Raw genomic sequence first — 15,576 nt, forward strand, 5'->3', positions numbered from 1 at the left:
AACCGTTCAGCTCAGCAACTGGTCGGCGTGGTTCGCCAGGTCCAGCAGCGGTTGCGGCAGCGCGCCGAGCGCGAAGGTGACGGCCGCGGTGACCGTGACGACGGCGGTGCTCAGCACGCTGGGGACCACCACCGTCGGCGGGTCGGCGGGCGGTTCGGTGAAGAACATCAACACGATCACCCGCACGTAGAAGTACGCGGCCACGGCGCTGGCGATCACGCCGACGATGACCAGCGGCATCGCACCGCCCTCGGCTGCGGCCTTGAACACCGCGAACTTGCTGACGAACCCGCTGGTCAACGGGATACCGGCGAATGCGAGGAGAAACAGTGAGAAGACCACGGCGACAACGGGATGACGCCGTCCCAGCCCGGCCCAGCGGGCCATCGCGGTGTCCTCCTCGTCGGCGGAGTTGCGGACCAGGCCCACCACCGCGAACGCGCCGACGGTGTTGAAACCGTAGGCGAACAGGTAGAACAGCGTCGAGGAGACGCCGGCGTCGTTGCCGGCGACCACGCCGGTGAGGATGAAACCGGTGTGGGACACCGCCGAATACGCCAGCATGCGTTTGACGTCGGCCTGGGTGATCGCGGCCACGGTGGCCACGACCATGGTCAGGATCGCCACCGCCCACAGCGCGGGACGCCAGTAGTCGTGCAGGAGCGGGAACGCGACGTAGAGGAGCCGCAACATCACGCCGAACGCGGCGATCTTGGTGGCCGCGGACATGAACGCGGTGACGGCGGTGGGCGCCCCCTGGTAGACGTCGGGAACCCAGGAGTGGAACGGCACCGCACCGATTTTGAACAGCACGCCGACCAGCAGCAGCGCGATGCCGATGAGCGCCAACGAGGTCTTGCCCGAACCGTCTTCGATCACCGCGGCGATGCCGCGCAACTCCAGGGTGCCGGCGTAGCCGTACAGCATGGCGACGCCGTAGATGAAGAACGCCGACGAAAACGCGCCCAGCAAGAAGTATTTCATCGCCGCTTCCTGCGACAGCAACCGGCGGCGGCGCGCCAACCCGCACAGCAGGTACAGCGGTAACGACAGCACTTCGAGCGCGACGAACAGGCTCAGCAGATCGTCGGATGCCGGAAAGAGCAGCATGCCGCCGATGGCGAACATCGTCAGCGGGAACACTTCGGTCTGAATCACACCGGCCCGCGTGGCCAACTTCTCCGCCACGTCTCCCGGCACCGCGGACGCCTGCGGTGTGAACCCGTCCAGGCTTCGGCTTTGGCGTTGGGTTTCGCCGCCACCGCCCTCGGATTCCACCAGCGCGGGGATGTGCCTTTCGGCGATCAACAGGATGCCCAGCACGCCGACGAGCAGCACGGTGCCCTGGATGAACAACGCGGGCATATCGATGACGATGGCGCCCATCACCGCCGATTGTCCGACGGTGCCATGCATATCGCGGGCCACCAACACCACCGCCACCAGCGCGGCGACCAGACCGCCGAGGCTGAGCACGACTTGGGCGGCGTACCGACGTTGCCGCGGCAGCAGGGCTTCGAGGAGCACACCGGCGACCGCCACCCCGAACACGATCAGCATCGGGGAGACGAGGTCGTATTCGACGACCGGCGGGGAGAGGGTCATGGCGTCGGCCCTTCCGCGATCCGGGGGACCGGATCAGGTTGGTCGATGGTGGTCAGGGTGTGGGTGACCGCGGGGTTGATCACGTCCAATGCGGGTTTGGGATAGACCCCTAACACCAGGAGCAGCGCGATCAGCGGTGCGACGACGACGATTTCACGCGGCACCAGGTCACGTATTCGGTTCTCGCCATCGGCGAGTTCGTCGGGCGTCGGCCCGCCCATCATCCGCTGGTAGGTCCACAGGATGTAGATGGCGGACAGCACCAGCGCCGTCGACGCGAACACCGCCAGCACCGGGTAGCGGCTGAATGTGCCGATGAGAACGAGGAACTCGCTGATGAACGGCGCCAACCCGGGTAGCGACAGGGTGGCCAGGCCGGCGACCAGGAAGGTGCCCGCCAACACCGGCGCAACCTTCTGCACCCCGCCGTACGCATTGATCAGGCGAGTGCCTCTTTGTGTGACCAGGAATCCGGCGATCAGGAACAGCGCGGCCGTCGAGAGGCCGTGGTTGATCATGTACAGCGTCGAACCGGACTGACCCTGGCTGGTCATCACGAAGATGCCGAGAATGATGAACCCGAAGTGAGATATCGACGTGTAGGCGATCAACCGCATCACGTCGGTCTGGCCGATCGCCACGATCGCGCCGTACACGATGCCGATTGCCGCGAGTGTGATGATCAGCGGCCGGAAAACCGTTGAGGAGTCCGGGAACAACTGCAGGCAGTACCGCAGCATGCCGAACGTGCCGACCTTGTCCATCACGGCCATCATCAGCACCGCGCTGGCGGGGGTGGCCTCCACGGCGGCGTCGGGCAGCCACCGGTGGAACGGCCACAGCGGCGCCTTGATCGCGAACGCGAACATGAAACCGAGGAACAACAGGTTCATCACGGCCGGGTTGACCACGAACTCGCCGCTGGACACCGCGGCGACGATCTCGCGGAAGTCGAATGTGCCACCGGCGAACGCATCGCTCTGCGCGGTCGCCACGTACAGTCCGATCACCGCGGCGAGCATGATCAGGCCGCCGAACAGGTTGTACAGCAAGAACTTCACCGCTGCCTTGCCGCGGTTCTCGCCGTGGCCGAAGCCGCCGATGAGGAAGTACATCGGGATCAGCATCGCCTCGAAGAACACGTAGAACAGCAACACGTCGAGCGAGACGAGCGACATGATCACCATGCCCTCGACGGCCAAGGTCAGCGCGAAGTAGGTGTGCGTCGAGCGACCACCCCATGCCGCATGGTCGCGGACGTCGTTCCAGCCGGCGATCAGCAACAGCGGCACCAACACCGCGGCAAGCGCGACGATCGCCAACGCGATGCCGTCCAAGCCAAGGATGTATCCGGTGCCGAACGACGGTATCCAGCGGTGAGATTCGACGAACTGGTACTGCTCCCCGCCGGGATCGAAGCTGACGGCGAGGAACACCGTGATGACCAGCACCACGAGCGACACCACGAGCGCCAGCCACTTGGCCAACGCACGCTGGGCCGCCGGCAGCAGGATCACCACGGCCGCACCGACAATCGGCACCGCCCACAGCAGGGTCAACCAGGGAAAGGAGGTCACCATAGCTGCACCGCCAGGATCGCGCCGGCCAGCAGCATGGCGCCGGCCAGCATGGCCATTGCGTACGAGCGGGCGAAGCCGGTCTGCAGCTGCCGCAGCCACCTCGAGATTCGAGACACCAGGGAGGCGAGCCCGGTCGCCACCCCCTCGACGGCTTGGTCATCCAGCTCGACCAGCCCCTTGGTCAGCCGCTGTCCCGGCACCATGAAGACCTCTTCGTTGAAGGCGTCGCCACCCAGGTCGGACCGGGCGGCCACTGTCAGCAGCGAACCGGCGGGCGCCTCCGCTGGCACCGGCCGGACGCCGTACATCCGGTAGGCGATCACGATGCCGACCGCCACCACGGCGAGGATGACGGCGGTGACGACCCAGACCGGCGCGACGTGGTGCACTTCCTCCGTTCCGACCACGGGCTCCAGCCAGTGTTCGAGGGTGCCGCCGATCGCGAACGCCGCACCCGAACCCACCGAGCCGACGGCCAGCAGGATCATCGGCCACGTCATCACCTTCGGCGCTTCATGCGGGTGTGAGTTTGGAGCCCAACGTTTCTCGCCGAAGAACGTCATCAGCATCACCCGGGTCATGTAGAAGGCGGTGATGCCCGCACCGAGGATCGCGGTGCCGCCGAGGATCAGGCCCTTGACCCCGCCGGCGCCGAGCGCCGCTTCGATGATGCCGTCCTTGGAGAAGAACCCGGCTAGCGGCGGCACGCCGATGATCGCGAGGTAACCGAGCCCGAATGTCGCGAAGGTGATCGGCAGCGCCTTGCGCAGGCCCCCGTAGCGACGCATGTCGACCTCGTCGTCCATCGCGTGCATCACCGACCCCGCCCCGAGAAACAGCCCGGCCTTGAAGAAGCCGTGGGTCAGCAGGTGCATGATTGCGAATGCGTATCCGACGGGACCGAGGCCGGCGGCCAGCACCATGTAGCCGATCTGCGACATCGTCGACGCGGCAAGCGCTTTCTTGATGTCGTCCTTGGCGCAGCCGATGATCGCGCCGAACAGCAACGTGACCGCACCGACGATGACGACGGCCAACTGCGCGGTCGGCGACAGCTCGAACACCGGACCGGAGCGCACGATGAGGTAGACACCGGCGGTCACCATCGTGGCGGCGTGGATGAGCGCCGACACCGGCGTCGGGCCTTCCATCGCGTCACCGAGCCAGGACTGCAGCGGCACCTGCGCGGACTTGGCGCATGCGCCCAGCAGGAGTAGCAGGCCGATCACCGTCAGCGCGGTATCGCTCACTTGGGGGGCAGCGGCGAAAACGGCTTCATACGAGATCGAGCCGATGTGGGCGAACATCGCGAAAATGGCTATCGCCAGACCCATGTCGCCGACGCGGTTGACGACGAAGGCTTTCTTGGCCGCGGTGGCCGCCGAGGGTTTGTGCGTCCAGAAGCCGATCAGCAGGTACGACGCCAGGCCCACGCCTTCCCACCCGACGTAGAGGCCGAGGTAGTTGTCGGCGAGCACCAGCAGCAGCATCGCGGCCAGGAACAGGTTCAGGTAGGCAAAGAAACGTCGCCGGTCCGGGTCGTCGGCCATGTAGCCGATGGAGTAGATGTGGATCAACGAGCCGACGCCGGTGATCAGCAGCACGAAGCACATCGACAGCTGGTCGAGTTGCAACCCGAAGTCGACCTGCAGTTCGGCCACCGGCACCCAGGAGAACAGATGCTCGTGGAGCGTGCGGGTTTCGGCGTCGCGGCCGAGCATGTCGGTGAACAGCGCCGCGCCGACCACGAACGACGCGATCGACGCCGCACAACCCAACAGATGGCCCCAGCTGTCGGTGCGTCGGCCGCCGATCAGAAGTATCGCGGCACCCACCAGCGGAAGGGCGATCGTAAGCCACACCGGAGTTGTCATCGTCCCTTAGTGTTTCAGCAGATTGGCGTCGTCGACGGAGGCCGAGCGGCGCGCGCGGAAGATGGCCATGATGATCGCAAGCCCGACCACAACCTCACACGCGGCGACGACCATGGTGAAGAACGCCACCACCTGCCCGTCGAGTTGACCGTGCATACGCGAGAACGCGACCAGAGCCAGGTTCGCGGCGTTGAGCATCAACTCGACGGACATGAACATCACGATGGCGTTGCGGCGCAGCAGTACTCCGCCGGCGCCGATGGTGAACAACAGCGCCGAGAGGTACAGGTAATTGTCGGGGTTCATGTGTCACCGTCCCCGCCGTTGGCCGAGGTGACGGAGCGCTTCTGCAGGATGGGGCTGACCGACAGCTCGGAATCGGAACCGTCGGGCAGGCGCGCCGCGACGTCGACGGCGTTATAGCGGGCGTAGACACCGGGGTTGGGCAGTGTCGTCGGGTAGCGACCGGGTTTGAACCGCTCCTCGGCGAGTTCACGCTGAGTCTTGCGACGTGCGAAGCGTTCCCGGTGCGCCAGCACCGTCGCCCCGAGGGTGGCGGTGATCAGCAGCGCGCCGGTCAACTCGAACGCCCACAGGTAGCGGATGAAGAGCAGCGCCGCCAACCCCTCGACGTTGCCGCCGGCATTGGCCTGCTCCAGCCCGATGAATCCGCCCGCCGAGACGTTTCCGATTCCGGCGATCATCAGGATCCCGAAGCCGATCCCGAACACGATCGCGGCAACGCGTTGTCCGCGAATCGTTTCCACCAGGGATTCCGAGGAGTCGACGCCGATGAGCATCATCACGAACAGGAACAGCATCATCACCGCGCCGGTGTAGACGACTACCTGTACGACGCCCAGGAACAGTGCTCCCTGCGCGATGTAGAACACCGCCAGCACGATCATGGTCATGGCCAGAAACATCGCGGAGTACACCGCCTTCGGCGCCATCACCACACCCAGGGCGCCGATCAACGCGACCGCGCCGAGCACCCAGAACAGCACCGCTTCGGTGGTTGTCGTGCGGCCTGCGGTGTCGGCGGCCATCGCGGCGACCCACTCAAGGGTCATCGGATGTCCTCGGTGATCGGCTTGATGTTGCCGAGGTAGTAGTCCTCATCGGTGCTGCCCTCGGCCATGGGGTGCGGCGCGGGCAGCATCCCGGGCTCCAGCGGGGCCAGCAGCTGGTCCTTACCCAGGATCAGATCGGCGCGGTTGTCGTCGGCCATCTCGTAGTTGTTGGTCATCGTCAGTGCGCGGGTGGGGCAGGCCTCGACGCAGTAGCCGCAGCCGATACACCGCAGGTAGTTGATCTGGTAGACGCGGCCGTAGCGTTCACCGGGGGAGTACCGCTCCTCTTCGGTGTTGTCGTCACCTTCGACGTAGATGGCGTCGGCCGGGCACGCCCACGCGCACAGTTCGCAACCGATGCACTTCTCCAGCCCGTCGGGGTAGCGGTTGAGTTGGTGCCTGCCGTGGTAGCGGGGTGCGACCGGGCCTGGTTTCTCCGGATACTCCTCGGTGATGGGTTTCTTGAACATGGTCCCGAAGGTGACCGCGAAACCCGCTATCGCATCGAAGAACTTACGCATCGGCTCGCTCCTTGGTTGCGCTCGGTAGCGGCGGTATGGGGAAGATGTCCGGATCCAGCGTCTGGGTGGGGGGTTTGCGGGTTTCCTTGCCGCGCACCGTTCTCCACACCACGATGAGGATCAGCAGGGCGATGATCGCACCGGCGGAGAACACCACCGTCGCTATTTCGTCGACGCCGCTGTTGCGCAGGCTGCGGGCGACGGCGACGATCATGATCCAGGCCAGCGAGATGGGGATGAGCACCTTCCAGCCCATCGCCATGAACTGGTCGTAGCGCATCCTCGGCAGCGTGGCGCGCAGCCAGAAGTACATGAACAAGAAGCCCCACACCTTGAGGGTGAACCACAGCAGCGGCCACCAGCCGGTGTTGGCGCCGTCCCACATGTTGATCGGCCACGGAGCGTGCCAGCCGCCGAGGAACAGCGTGGTGGCCAGCGCCGACACCGTCGTCATGTTGACGTACTCGGCGAGCATGAACATCGCGAACTTGATCGACGAGTACTCGGTGTGAAAGCCGCCGACCAACTCGCCTTCGGCCTCGGGCAGGTCGAACGGTGCGCGGTTGGTCTCGCCGACCATCGATGTCACGTAGATGACGAACGACGGCAGCAGCAGGAAGATGAACCAGATTCCGTCCTGGGCGGCCACAATGCCCGATGTCGACATCGTGCCCGCATAGATGAACACGGCGACGAACGACAGCCCCATCGCGATCTCGTAGGAGATCACCTGTGCGGTGGAACGCAGACCGCCCAGCAACGGGTAGGTGGAACCGGATGCCCAGCCGGCCAAAATGAGCCCGTACACGCCGATCGAGGTGGCAGCCAGGATATAGAGCACCGCGACGGGCATGTCCGTGAGCTGAAGCGGCGTGCGGTGCCCGAAGATCGACACCTCGCCGCCCATCGGGATCACCGCAAAGGCGATGAACGCCGGGACCGCCGCGATCACCGGCGCCGCCAGATAGATGAACTTGTCGGCACCGGCGGGTATCAGCCCCTCCTTGAGCGCCAGCTTGACGCCGTCGACCAGCGACTGCAGCAGACCGCGCGGACCGACGCGGTTCGGGCCGAACCGCATCTGCATGCGGCCCAACAGCTTACGTTCGATCAAGATCGCCGCGAGCACGGTCAACATCAGGAACGCGAAGATCCCGACCGCCTTCGCGACGATCAGCCACAACGGGTCGTGCCCGAACAGTGTCGGATCCGGATGGATCATTGCAGGCGTCATGATGTAGCCCGTTCTATCGAAACCACGGCTCCCTCAGTCACGCCCAGGCTCCGGTGCACCGCGGAACCGGGGGAGTTCAGCGGCAACCAGACCACGCGGTCGGCCATGTCGGTGACCATCAGCGGCAGCGTGATCGCGCCCCGCTCGGTGCGAACGCTCACCAAATCACCCTCAGCCGCCCCGATCTCAGCGGCGGTGGCTGCCGAGAGCCGCACAACCGGGGCGCGCGCGGTGCCCGCGAGATACGGTTCACCGTCCTGCAGGCGTCCCGCATCGAGCAGCAGACGCCAACTCGCCAGCACGGCTTGACCCGCGCCCGGCGTGGCCGGCGGTGCGGCAGGCACTTGTGGTGCGGCGGGCCGCGGCCCCGCCCAGACCCCCAGTCGCACCATCTCGTCGACACCCACCGACGGGTTCGCCATGTTCAGCGCGACGCCGAGTTCGTCAGCCAAGTAGTTCAGCACCCGGGAATCCGGAATCGCGTTGGTGTCCAACGACGGCTCGAACGGGCGCAGCCTGCCTTCCCAGTTCATGTAGGAGCCCGCCTTTTCCACCACCGGCGCGACGGGGAAGACCACATCGGCGAGCGCGGTGACCGCACTTTCTCGAAGCTCCAGGCTGACCACGAACGGGGCGGCCTCGAGTGCGGCCAGCGCGGCGTCGGGGTCGGGCAGATCGGCAAGCTCCACCCCGCCGACCACCAAGGCTCCCAGGTCGCCGCTGCGCGCGGCCTCCAGGATCTCCGAGGTGTCACGACCCGGTGTGCTCGGCAGGTCGTCGACGTTCCACGCCGCGGCGGTCTGCGCGCGCGCGGTCGCGTCGGCGACCGGCCGCCCGCCGGGCAGCAGGTTCGGCAACGCACCGGCTTCGGCGGCGCCGCGCTCGCCGGCCCGGCGCGGTATCCAGGCCAGGCGGGCGCCGGTCTGCGCGGCCAATCTGCTTGCCGCCGAAAGGGCACCGGGCGAGGTCGCCAGGCGCTCGCCGACGAGGATGATCGCTCCCGGCTGTTTCAGTTGGTCGTCGTCGGCCAGGCCGTCCAGGGCGGCGGCCTCACCACCCGGTGCCGCCGCGACGAGGCGGCCCTGCACCTTGGTGAGGCTGCGGGTGGCGAACGGGGCGACGGCGATGACCTGAAGCCCCTTCTTGCGGGCGGCCTTGCGCAACCGCAGAAAGACGATCGGTGATTCCTCCTCCGGCTCAAACCCGGCCAGCAGCACCACGGGCGCGTTCTCCAGATCGGTGTAGGTCACCGTCATCGGCTGTCCGGCGACGTCGCTGGCGAGGAAGTCGCTCTCCTCAGCACTGTGCGGACGGGCGCGGAAGTCGACGTCGTTGGTGTCCAACGCGATCCGGGCGAACTTGGCGTAGGCGTAGGCGTCCTCCATCGTCACCCGTCCGCCCACGAGCAGGCCCGTACGGCCGTTGGCCGCCGCCAGCCGGGAACCGGTCAGCGCGAGCGCCTCCGCCCAGGAGGCGGGCCGGTAGCTGCCGTCGTCTTCGCGGATCAGCGGGGTGGTGATGCGATCGCCCTGGGTGGCGTAGGTGAACGCCCATCGGCCCTTGTCGCAGTTCCATTCCTCGTTGACCTGTGGATCGTCACCAGCCAAGCGGCGCATCACTTTTCCGCGGCGGTGGTCGGTACGCTGGGCGCATCCAGATGCGCAGTGCTCGCAAACGCTGGGGCTGGACACCAGGTCGAACGGCCGGGCCCGGAACCGGTACGCCGAGCCGGTGAGCGCGCCGACCGGACAGATCTGCACGGTGTTGCCGGAGAAATACGATTCGAACGGTTCGCCCGTCGCGATGCCCACCTGTTGCTGCGCACCACGTTCCAGCAGGTCGATGAACGGGTCTCCGGCGATCTGCTCGGAAAACCGGGTGCAGCGCGCACACATCACACAGCGTTCCCGATCCAACAGCACCTGCGAGGAGATGTTGATCGGCTTGGGGAACGTCCGCTTGACGTCCTCGAAGCGGGTTTCCGGGCGGCCCGCCGACATGGCCTGGTTCTGCAGCGGGCATTCGCCGCCCTTGTCGCACACCGGGCAGTCCAGCGGGTGGTTGATCAGCAGGAACTCCATGATCCCCTGCTGGGCCTTGTCGGCGACCTCGGAGGTGACCTGGGTGCGCACCACCATGTCGGGCGTGCAGGTGATCGTGCACGACGCCATCGGTTTGCGCTGACCCTCGACATCGACCAGGCATTGTCGGCACGCGCCGACGGGATCGAGAAGGGGGTGGTCACAGAACCGCGGGATCTCCACGCCGATCAACTCCGCGGCCCGAATCACCAAGGTGCCCTTGGGAACACTGACCTCGACGCCGTCGATGGTCAAGGTCACCATTTCGACCTGGGGCTCTCCCTCGTGAGAAGTCGTGAACCCCCCCTTTTCTGTGCTGTTTTGGGGGTCTTCGCGTCTGCTCGCCGGAACGGTCATATTCCCACCCCTTCCGTGGCCATCAACGTCGAAGCGTGCGGATCGAACGGGCAGCCGCCGTCGAGGTGGGCGATGTACTCGTCGCGGAAGTACTGGATGGAGGACACGACCGGGGCGGTCGCGCCGTCGCCCAACGCGCAGAACGCTCTTCCGAAGATGTTGTCGGAAATGTCGAGAAGCTTCTCGAGGTCGGCCGCGGTACCGGCACCAGTTTCGAGGCGCTCATAGATCTGGATGTACCAATAGGTGCCCTCGCGGCACGGGGTGCACTTACCGCACGATTCGTGCGCGTAGAAGTCGCTCCACCGACGAACCGCCCGCACCACGCAGGTGGTCTCGTCGAAGATCTGCAGTGCCTTGGTGCCGAGCATGGTCCCCGCACCGGTCATCCCTTCGTAATCCAATGGCACGTCGAGGTGTTCATCGGTCAACAGCGGCGTCGACGACCCGCCCGGTGTCCAGAACTTGAGTTTGTGCCCCGCCCGGATGCCGCCGGCGTACTCGAGGAGTTCGCGCAGCGTGATGCCCAGCGGCGCTTCGTACTGCCCGGGGTTGGTGACATGCCCGGACAGCGAATACAGCGTGAAGCCAGGAGATTTCTCCGTGCCCATCGACCGGAACCAGTCCACCCCGTTGAGCACGATCGGTGGCACGCTCGCGATCGACTCCACGTTGTTGACCACTGTCGGGCAGGAGTACAGCCCGGCGACCGCGGGAAACGGCGGACGCAGTCGTGGCTGGCCGCGTCGACCTTCCAGAGAGTCCAGCAATGCGGTTTCCTCACCGCAGATGTAGGCGCCCGCACCGGCATGCACGATCAGCTCCAGATCAAATCCGGAGCCCCCGATGTTTTTGCCGAGGAACCCGGCCTCGTACGCCTCGGCCACCGCGGCGTTGAGCCGTCGCAGCACCGGAGCCACTTCACCGCGCAGATAGATGAACGCGTGGTGTGCCCGGATCGCGTACGACGCGATGATCGCGCCTTCGATCAGGAAGTGCGGCGTCGTCAGCATCAGCGGAATGTCTTTACACGTACCGGGTTCCGACTCGTCGGCGTTGACGACGAGGTAGTGCGGTTTCGCGCCCGCACCGGTGTCGTCCTGCGGGATGAACGACCACTTCGTGCCGGTCGGGAAGCCCGCGCCGCCGCGGCCCCGCAGGCCGGAATCCTTGACGAGCGCGATGACGTCGTCGGGATCCATGGCCAGCGCCTTCTCGAGGCCGCGGTAACCGCCGTGCCGTCGATAAGTGTCCATGGACCATGGCTCGGGTTCGTCCCAGAACTTGCTGAGTACGGGTGTCAGTGGGGTCATTTCGGTCGATCCGTTGCGTCTGGGTTGGTCTCGGGTGTGTCCGGCTCGGGCGGGACGGTGGCCGACGGCCCCGGCGCCGGAGCGTCCTTCGTCGCTTCCGCCGCCGCCTTCTGGTCGTCGGGCGCGTCGCCGGGTACCGGCGCGGCATCGGGTTCGGGTGCCGTCATAGCCCGTTCGCGCGCCACGCGCAGGCCGACGAGCGTGGCGTCACCGATCCGGTCGCCGCCGGAGCGCGGATCGGGCAGGCCCGCCAGCGTGCGGGCGGTCTCGCGGAACGTGCACAGCGGTGCGCCGCGCGTGGGCTCGGGCGGATTTCCTTCGCGCAACCCGTCGACCAGGTCACGCGCCGAGGCCGGTGTCTGGTTGTCGAAGAACTCCCAGTTGACCATCACGACCGGCGCGTAATCGCATGCGGCGTTGCACTCGATGTGGTCCAGCGTGACACGGCCGTCTTCGGTGGTTTCGCCTGCGTGAACGCCGAGGTGGTCCTGCAGCGAGTCCAGGATCGCGTCACCGCCCATGATCGCGCACAACGTGTTGGTGCATACGCCGACCAGATAGTCCCCGGTTGGGGTGCGCCGGTACATCGTGTAAAACGTGGCCACCGCGGTGACTTCGGCGTCGGTCAGCCCTAACTGCTTGGCGCAGAACGAGATACCCGCGTTGGTCAGCCGGCCGTCCTCGGCCTGCACCAGGTGCAGCAGCGGTAACAGCGCTGAGCGCGGTTCCGGATAGCGTGCGATCAGCGTCTCGGCATCGGCGGCGAGCCGTGCCGTGACGTCATCGGGATACGACGTGGGCCCGTCGATCGGTGGTCCGGGTTCTTCGGGTCGCTGACCGAGCTCGAAGAATATGCTCATGGTTGTCTCTTCTTCGCGCAAGCGCTCATCGGCCGTTGTCTGTTCTTCGCGCAAGCGCTCATCACCGATCCACGCCTCCCATTACCGGATCGATCGACGCCACCGCGGTGATCAGGTCGGCGACCATGCCGCCCTCGCACATCGCCGCCACCGCCTGCAGGTTGTTGAACGACGGGTCGCGGTAGTGCACGCGATAGGGGCGGGTGCCGCCGTCGGACACCATGTGCACGCCGAGTTCGCCGCGGGGCGACTCGATTGCGGTGTACACCTGGCCCGGAGGGACGCGGATCCCCTCGGTCACGAGCTTGAAGTGGTGGATCAGCCCCTCCATCGAATGCCCCATGATGTTCGCGATGTGTTCAGGTGAGTTGCCAAGCCCGTCGGGGCCGACCTTCAGGTCGGCCGGCCACGCCAACTTCTTGTCCTGCAACATCACCGGGCCCGGCTTGAGCTTGTCGAGGCACTGCTCGACGATCTTCATCGACTCGTGCATCTCCTTGACCCTGATGATGTAACGGCCGTAGGAGTCGCAACCGTCGTCGGTGATGACGTCGAACTCGTAATCCTCGTAACCGCAATAGGGTTGGGCCCTGCGCAGATCGTGGGGCAGGCCAGTGGAGCGCAGGCAGGGCCCGGTGATGCCGAGCGCCATGCACCCGGTCAGGTCCAGGTAACCGACGTCCTTGGTGCGGGCCTTCCAGATGTAGTTCTCGTTGAGCAGGTCCTCGAGGTCTTTGATCCGTTTCGGCAACAGCTCGAGCAGATCGCGGATCTGGGGGATGGCGTCGTCGGGCAGGTCCATCGCCACCCCGCCGGGACGGATGTAGGCGTGGTTCATCCGCAATCCGCTGACCGCTTCGAAGACGTTCAGCACCAACTCGCGCTCACGGAAGCCGTAGAACATCGCGCTCATCGCACCGAGTTCCATGCCGCCGGTGGCCAGCGCGACCAGATGCGATGAGATCCGGTTGAGCTCCATCATCATCACCCGGATGATGGTGGCCCGCTCCGGGATGTCGTCGGTGACGCCCAGCAGCCTTTCGACGGCGAGGCAGTATGCCGTCTCGTTGAAAAACGGTGAGAGGTAGTCCATCCGGGTTACGAACGTGACGCCTTGAGCCCAGTTGCGGAACTCGAGGTTCTTCTCGATCCCGGTGTGCAGATAACCGATTCCGCAGCGGGCCTGAATGATCGTCTCGCCCTCGATCTCGAGGATGAGGCGCAGCACGCCGTGCGTCGAGGGGTGCTGCGGGCCCATGTTGACGACGATCCGTTCGTCGGCGTGCGTTGCCGCGGCCTCCCTGGCGGCCTGCACGACCTGCTCCCAATCCTGGCCGCCGACAATGACAACCGGTCCGTCCTCGGATGCGCCCGAGGTATCAACGCCGCCCTGCTGGGGCGGGGTGGGGGATGCGCTCATCAGTTGTAGGCCCTCCGCTGATCGGGCGGTGGGATCTCGGCGCCGTGGTACTCCACCGGGATGCCGCCCAACGGGTAGTCCTTGCGTTGCGGGTGCCCGACCCAGTCGTCGGGCATCTCGATGCGGGTCAGCGACGGATGTCCGTCGAAGATGATTCCGAAGAAGTCATAGGTTTCGCGTTCGTGCCAGTCGACGGTCGGATACACGCCGAACAGCGACGGGATGTGCGGATCGGCGTCCGGCGCCGCCACCTCCAGGTGGATCCGCCGGTTGTGGGTGATCGACATCAGCGGGTAGAAGGCGTGCAGCTCACGTCCGACGTCGTCGGGGTAGTGCACCCCGCTGACACCGAGGGACAACTCGAAGCGCAGCCCCGGATCGTCGCGCAACGCCTGCGCGACCGCGGGTAGCTGCCCGCGGAACACCTCCAGTGTCAGCTGGTCGCGGTACACGACGACCCGCTCGATCGACTCCCGGTAGCCGTCATCACCCAGCGTGGCCTGCAACGTGTCGACGACGTCGTCGAAATAGCCGCCGTACGGGCGCGGTGAGCTGCCCGGGAGCTCGATCGGCTGGATGAGGCGGCCGTAGCCGGACGTGTCGCCGGTGCCCTCGACACCGAACATGCCGTGGCGCACGCCGATGATGTCGGGCGTGTCAGGCGAGGTGCCGTTGCCGTTCTCAGTCATCTTTGTGTGTTCTTCGCCCGAGTGGCTCATCACCGCAGCAGGCCCTTGAGCTCGATGGTGGGCGGCACGGCCAGCGCCGCCTGCTCGGCTTCGCGAATCGCTTCCTCGCGGTTGACGCCGAGCGGCATCTGCTGAATCTTGTCGTGCAGCTTGAGGATTGCGTGTAGCAGCATCTCCGGTCGCGGTGGGCAGCCCGGCAGGTAGATGTCGACGGGTACGACGTGGTCGACGCCCTGAACGATCGCGTAGTTGTTGAACATGCCGCCTGAGGAGGCGCACACCCCCATGGAAAGCACCCACTTGGGCTCGACCATCTGGTCGTAGATCTGGCGCAGCACCGGGGCCATCTTCTGGCTGACCCGACCTGCGACGATCATCAGATCGGCCTGCCGCGGTGTGGCGGAGAACCGCTCCATTCCGAACCGGGAGATGTCGAACCGCGGGCCTGCGGTGGCCATCATCTCGATCGCGCAGCAGGCCAGGCCGAAGGTCGCAGGCCACAACGAGCCCTTTCGGATGTAGCCGGCCACCGTCTCCACGGTGGACAGCAGAATCCCGGCGGGCAGCTTTTCTTCTAGTCCCATGTCAGACCTCCTCGCCGCCACTCGTACGCATAGGCCACCGAGACGTTGAACAGGAAGAGCGCCATGGCGACCACCGCGAACACGCCCAGGCCGTCGAACGCCACCGCCCACGGATAGAGGAACACGATCTCAATGTCGAAGATGATGAACAGCATCGCCGTCAGGTAGTACTTGATCGGAAACCGCTGGCCCGCCGCCTGCGTGCTGGCCATCTCCGGCACGGGCTCGATCCCGCACTCGTAGGCCTCCAGCTTCGACTGGTTGTAGCGCCTGGGGCCGACCAGCAGGGCAATACCGACCGACCCGACCGCGAACGCCGCCGCAATAGCGCCAAGCACCAGGATTGGCGTGTACAAATCCATACCGCGAAATCGCTCCCTCGTGG

General features: G+C 66.0%; 13 protein-coding genes and 1 pseudogene. All 14 read right to left on the reverse strand.

The features are described 5' to 3' along the window. Positions 1–6: 6 nt before the first annotated feature. The 14 genes and pseudogenes from nuoN to ABQE93_RS21780 all read right to left on the reverse strand — a co-directional run bounded on the left by nuoN (position 7) and on the right by ABQE93_RS21780 (position 15,553). On the reverse strand, positions 7–1,605 hold the full coding sequence (gene nuoN / locus ABQE93_RS21715; protein WP_448410649.1) for an NADH-quinone oxidoreductase subunit NuoN: 1,599 nt from the start codon (positions 1,603–1,605) through the stop codon (positions 7–9). Further along, entirely contained in the window at positions 1,602–3,185 is a 1,584-nt protein-coding gene (locus tag ABQE93_RS21720) for an NADH-quinone oxidoreductase subunit M (RefSeq protein WP_448410648.1), read from the reverse strand. The genes nuoN and ABQE93_RS21720 overlap by 4 nt, the downstream gene beginning before the upstream one ends. Continuing rightward, complete coding sequence (gene nuoL, locus ABQE93_RS21725) at positions 3,179–5,059, reverse strand: NADH-quinone oxidoreductase subunit L (protein WP_448410647.1); 1,881 nt, start codon at positions 5,057–5,059, stop codon at positions 3,179–3,181. Before nuoL ends, ABQE93_RS21720 begins: the two co-directional genes overlap by 7 nt. A gap of 6 nt (positions 5,060–5,065) precedes the next feature. Beyond that, on the reverse strand, positions 5,066–5,365 hold the full coding sequence (gene nuoK / locus ABQE93_RS21730; protein WP_448410646.1) for an NADH-quinone oxidoreductase subunit NuoK: 300 nt from the start codon (positions 5,363–5,365) through the stop codon (positions 5,066–5,068). Next, a complete protein-coding gene (locus ABQE93_RS21735) occupies positions 5,362–6,132 on the reverse strand; it encodes an NADH-quinone oxidoreductase subunit J (RefSeq protein ID WP_448410645.1) in 771 nt (256 codons plus the stop codon). Before ABQE93_RS21735 ends, nuoK begins: the two co-directional genes overlap by 4 nt. Continuing rightward, the gene (nuoI, locus tag ABQE93_RS21740) at positions 6,129–6,653 is read right to left on the reverse strand and encodes an NADH-quinone oxidoreductase subunit NuoI (RefSeq protein WP_448410644.1); all 525 of its coding nucleotides are present in this window, start codon (positions 6,651–6,653) and stop codon (positions 6,129–6,131) included. Before nuoI ends, ABQE93_RS21735 begins: the two co-directional genes overlap by 4 nt. Then, on the reverse strand, positions 6,646–7,875 hold the full coding sequence (gene nuoH / locus ABQE93_RS21745; protein WP_448410672.1) for an NADH-quinone oxidoreductase subunit NuoH: 1,230 nt from the start codon (positions 7,873–7,875) through the stop codon (positions 6,646–6,648). Before nuoH ends, nuoI begins: the two co-directional genes overlap by 8 nt. A gap of 8 nt (positions 7,876–7,883) precedes the next feature. Beyond that, a pseudogene (locus tag ABQE93_RS21750) lies at positions 7,884–10,250 on the reverse strand (NADH-quinone oxidoreductase subunit G); the annotation flags it as partial. Between the two features lie 71 nt (positions 10,251–10,321). After that, positions 10,322–11,638, reverse strand: a complete 1,317-nt coding sequence (gene nuoF, locus ABQE93_RS21755) for an NADH-quinone oxidoreductase subunit NuoF (RefSeq protein ID WP_448410643.1) — start codon at positions 11,636–11,638, stop codon at positions 10,322–10,324. After that, entirely contained in the window at positions 11,635–12,498 is an 864-nt protein-coding gene (gene nuoE, locus ABQE93_RS21760) for an NADH-quinone oxidoreductase subunit NuoE (protein WP_448410642.1), read from the reverse strand. Before nuoE ends, nuoF begins: the two co-directional genes overlap by 4 nt. A gap of 61 nt (positions 12,499–12,559) precedes the next feature. Next, on the reverse strand, positions 12,560–13,918 hold the full coding sequence (gene nuoD, locus ABQE93_RS21765) for an NADH dehydrogenase (quinone) subunit D (protein WP_448410641.1): 1,359 nt from the start codon (positions 13,916–13,918) through the stop codon (positions 12,560–12,562). Continuing rightward, a complete protein-coding gene (locus tag ABQE93_RS21770) occupies positions 13,918–14,637 on the reverse strand; it encodes an NADH-quinone oxidoreductase subunit C (protein WP_448410640.1) in 720 nt (239 codons plus the stop codon). The genes nuoD and ABQE93_RS21770 overlap by 1 nt, the downstream gene beginning before the upstream one ends. Beyond that, positions 14,637–15,191 (reverse strand): NuoB/complex I 20 kDa subunit family protein, encoded by a 555-nt coding sequence (locus ABQE93_RS21775; RefSeq protein WP_448395411.1) that lies wholly within the window; start codon positions 15,189–15,191, stop codon positions 14,637–14,639. The genes ABQE93_RS21770 and ABQE93_RS21775 overlap by 1 nt, the downstream gene beginning before the upstream one ends. Further along, complete coding sequence (locus ABQE93_RS21780) at positions 15,182–15,553, reverse strand: NADH-quinone oxidoreductase subunit A (RefSeq protein WP_448410639.1); 372 nt, start codon at positions 15,551–15,553, stop codon at positions 15,182–15,184. Before ABQE93_RS21780 ends, ABQE93_RS21775 begins: the two co-directional genes overlap by 10 nt. Positions 15,554–15,576: the final 23 nt, after the last annotated feature.

The organism is Mycolicibacterium sp. XJ662, assembly GCF_053484035.1.

Coding starts and splice junctions, on each gene's coding strand:
- nuoN (WP_448410649.1), bottom strand. CDS start 1,605: ATGACCCTCTCCCCGCCGGTCGTCGAATACGACCTCGTCTCCCCGATG.
- ABQE93_RS21720 (WP_448410648.1), bottom strand. CDS start 3,185: ATGGTGACCTCCTTTCCCTGGTTGACCCTGCTGTGGGCGGTGCCGATT.
- nuoL (WP_448410647.1), bottom strand. CDS start 5,059: ATGACAACTCCGGTGTGGCTTACGATCGCCCTTCCGCTGGTGGGTGCC.
- nuoK (WP_448410646.1), bottom strand. CDS start 5,365: ATGAACCCCGACAATTACCTGTACCTCTCGGCGCTGTTGTTCACCATC.
- ABQE93_RS21735 (WP_448410645.1), bottom strand. CDS start 6,132: ATGACCCTTGAGTGGGTCGCCGCGATGGCCGCCGACACCGCAGGCCGC.
- nuoI (WP_448410644.1), bottom strand. CDS start 6,653: ATGCGTAAGTTCTTCGATGCGATAGCGGGTTTCGCGGTCACCTTCGGG.
- nuoH (WP_448410672.1), bottom strand. CDS start 7,875: ATGATCCATCCGGATCCGACACTGTTCGGGCACGACCCGTTGTGGCTG.
- nuoF (WP_448410643.1), bottom strand. CDS start 11,638: ATGACCCCACTGACACCCGTACTCAGCAAGTTCTGGGACGAACCCGAG.
- nuoE (WP_448410642.1), bottom strand. CDS start 12,498: ATGAGCATATTCTTCGAGCTCGGTCAGCGACCCGAAGAACCCGGACCA.
- nuoD (WP_448410641.1), bottom strand. CDS start 13,918: ATGAGCGCATCCCCCACCCCGCCCCAGCAGGGCGGCGTTGATACCTCG.
- ABQE93_RS21770 (WP_448410640.1), bottom strand. CDS start 14,637: ATGAGCCACTCGGGCGAAGAACACACAAAGATGACTGAGAACGGCAAC.
- ABQE93_RS21775 (WP_448395411.1), bottom strand. CDS start 15,191: ATGGGACTAGAAGAAAAGCTGCCCGCCGGGATTCTGCTGTCCACCGTG.
- ABQE93_RS21780 (WP_448410639.1), bottom strand. CDS start 15,553: ATGGATTTGTACACGCCAATCCTGGTGCTTGGCGCTATTGCGGCGGCG.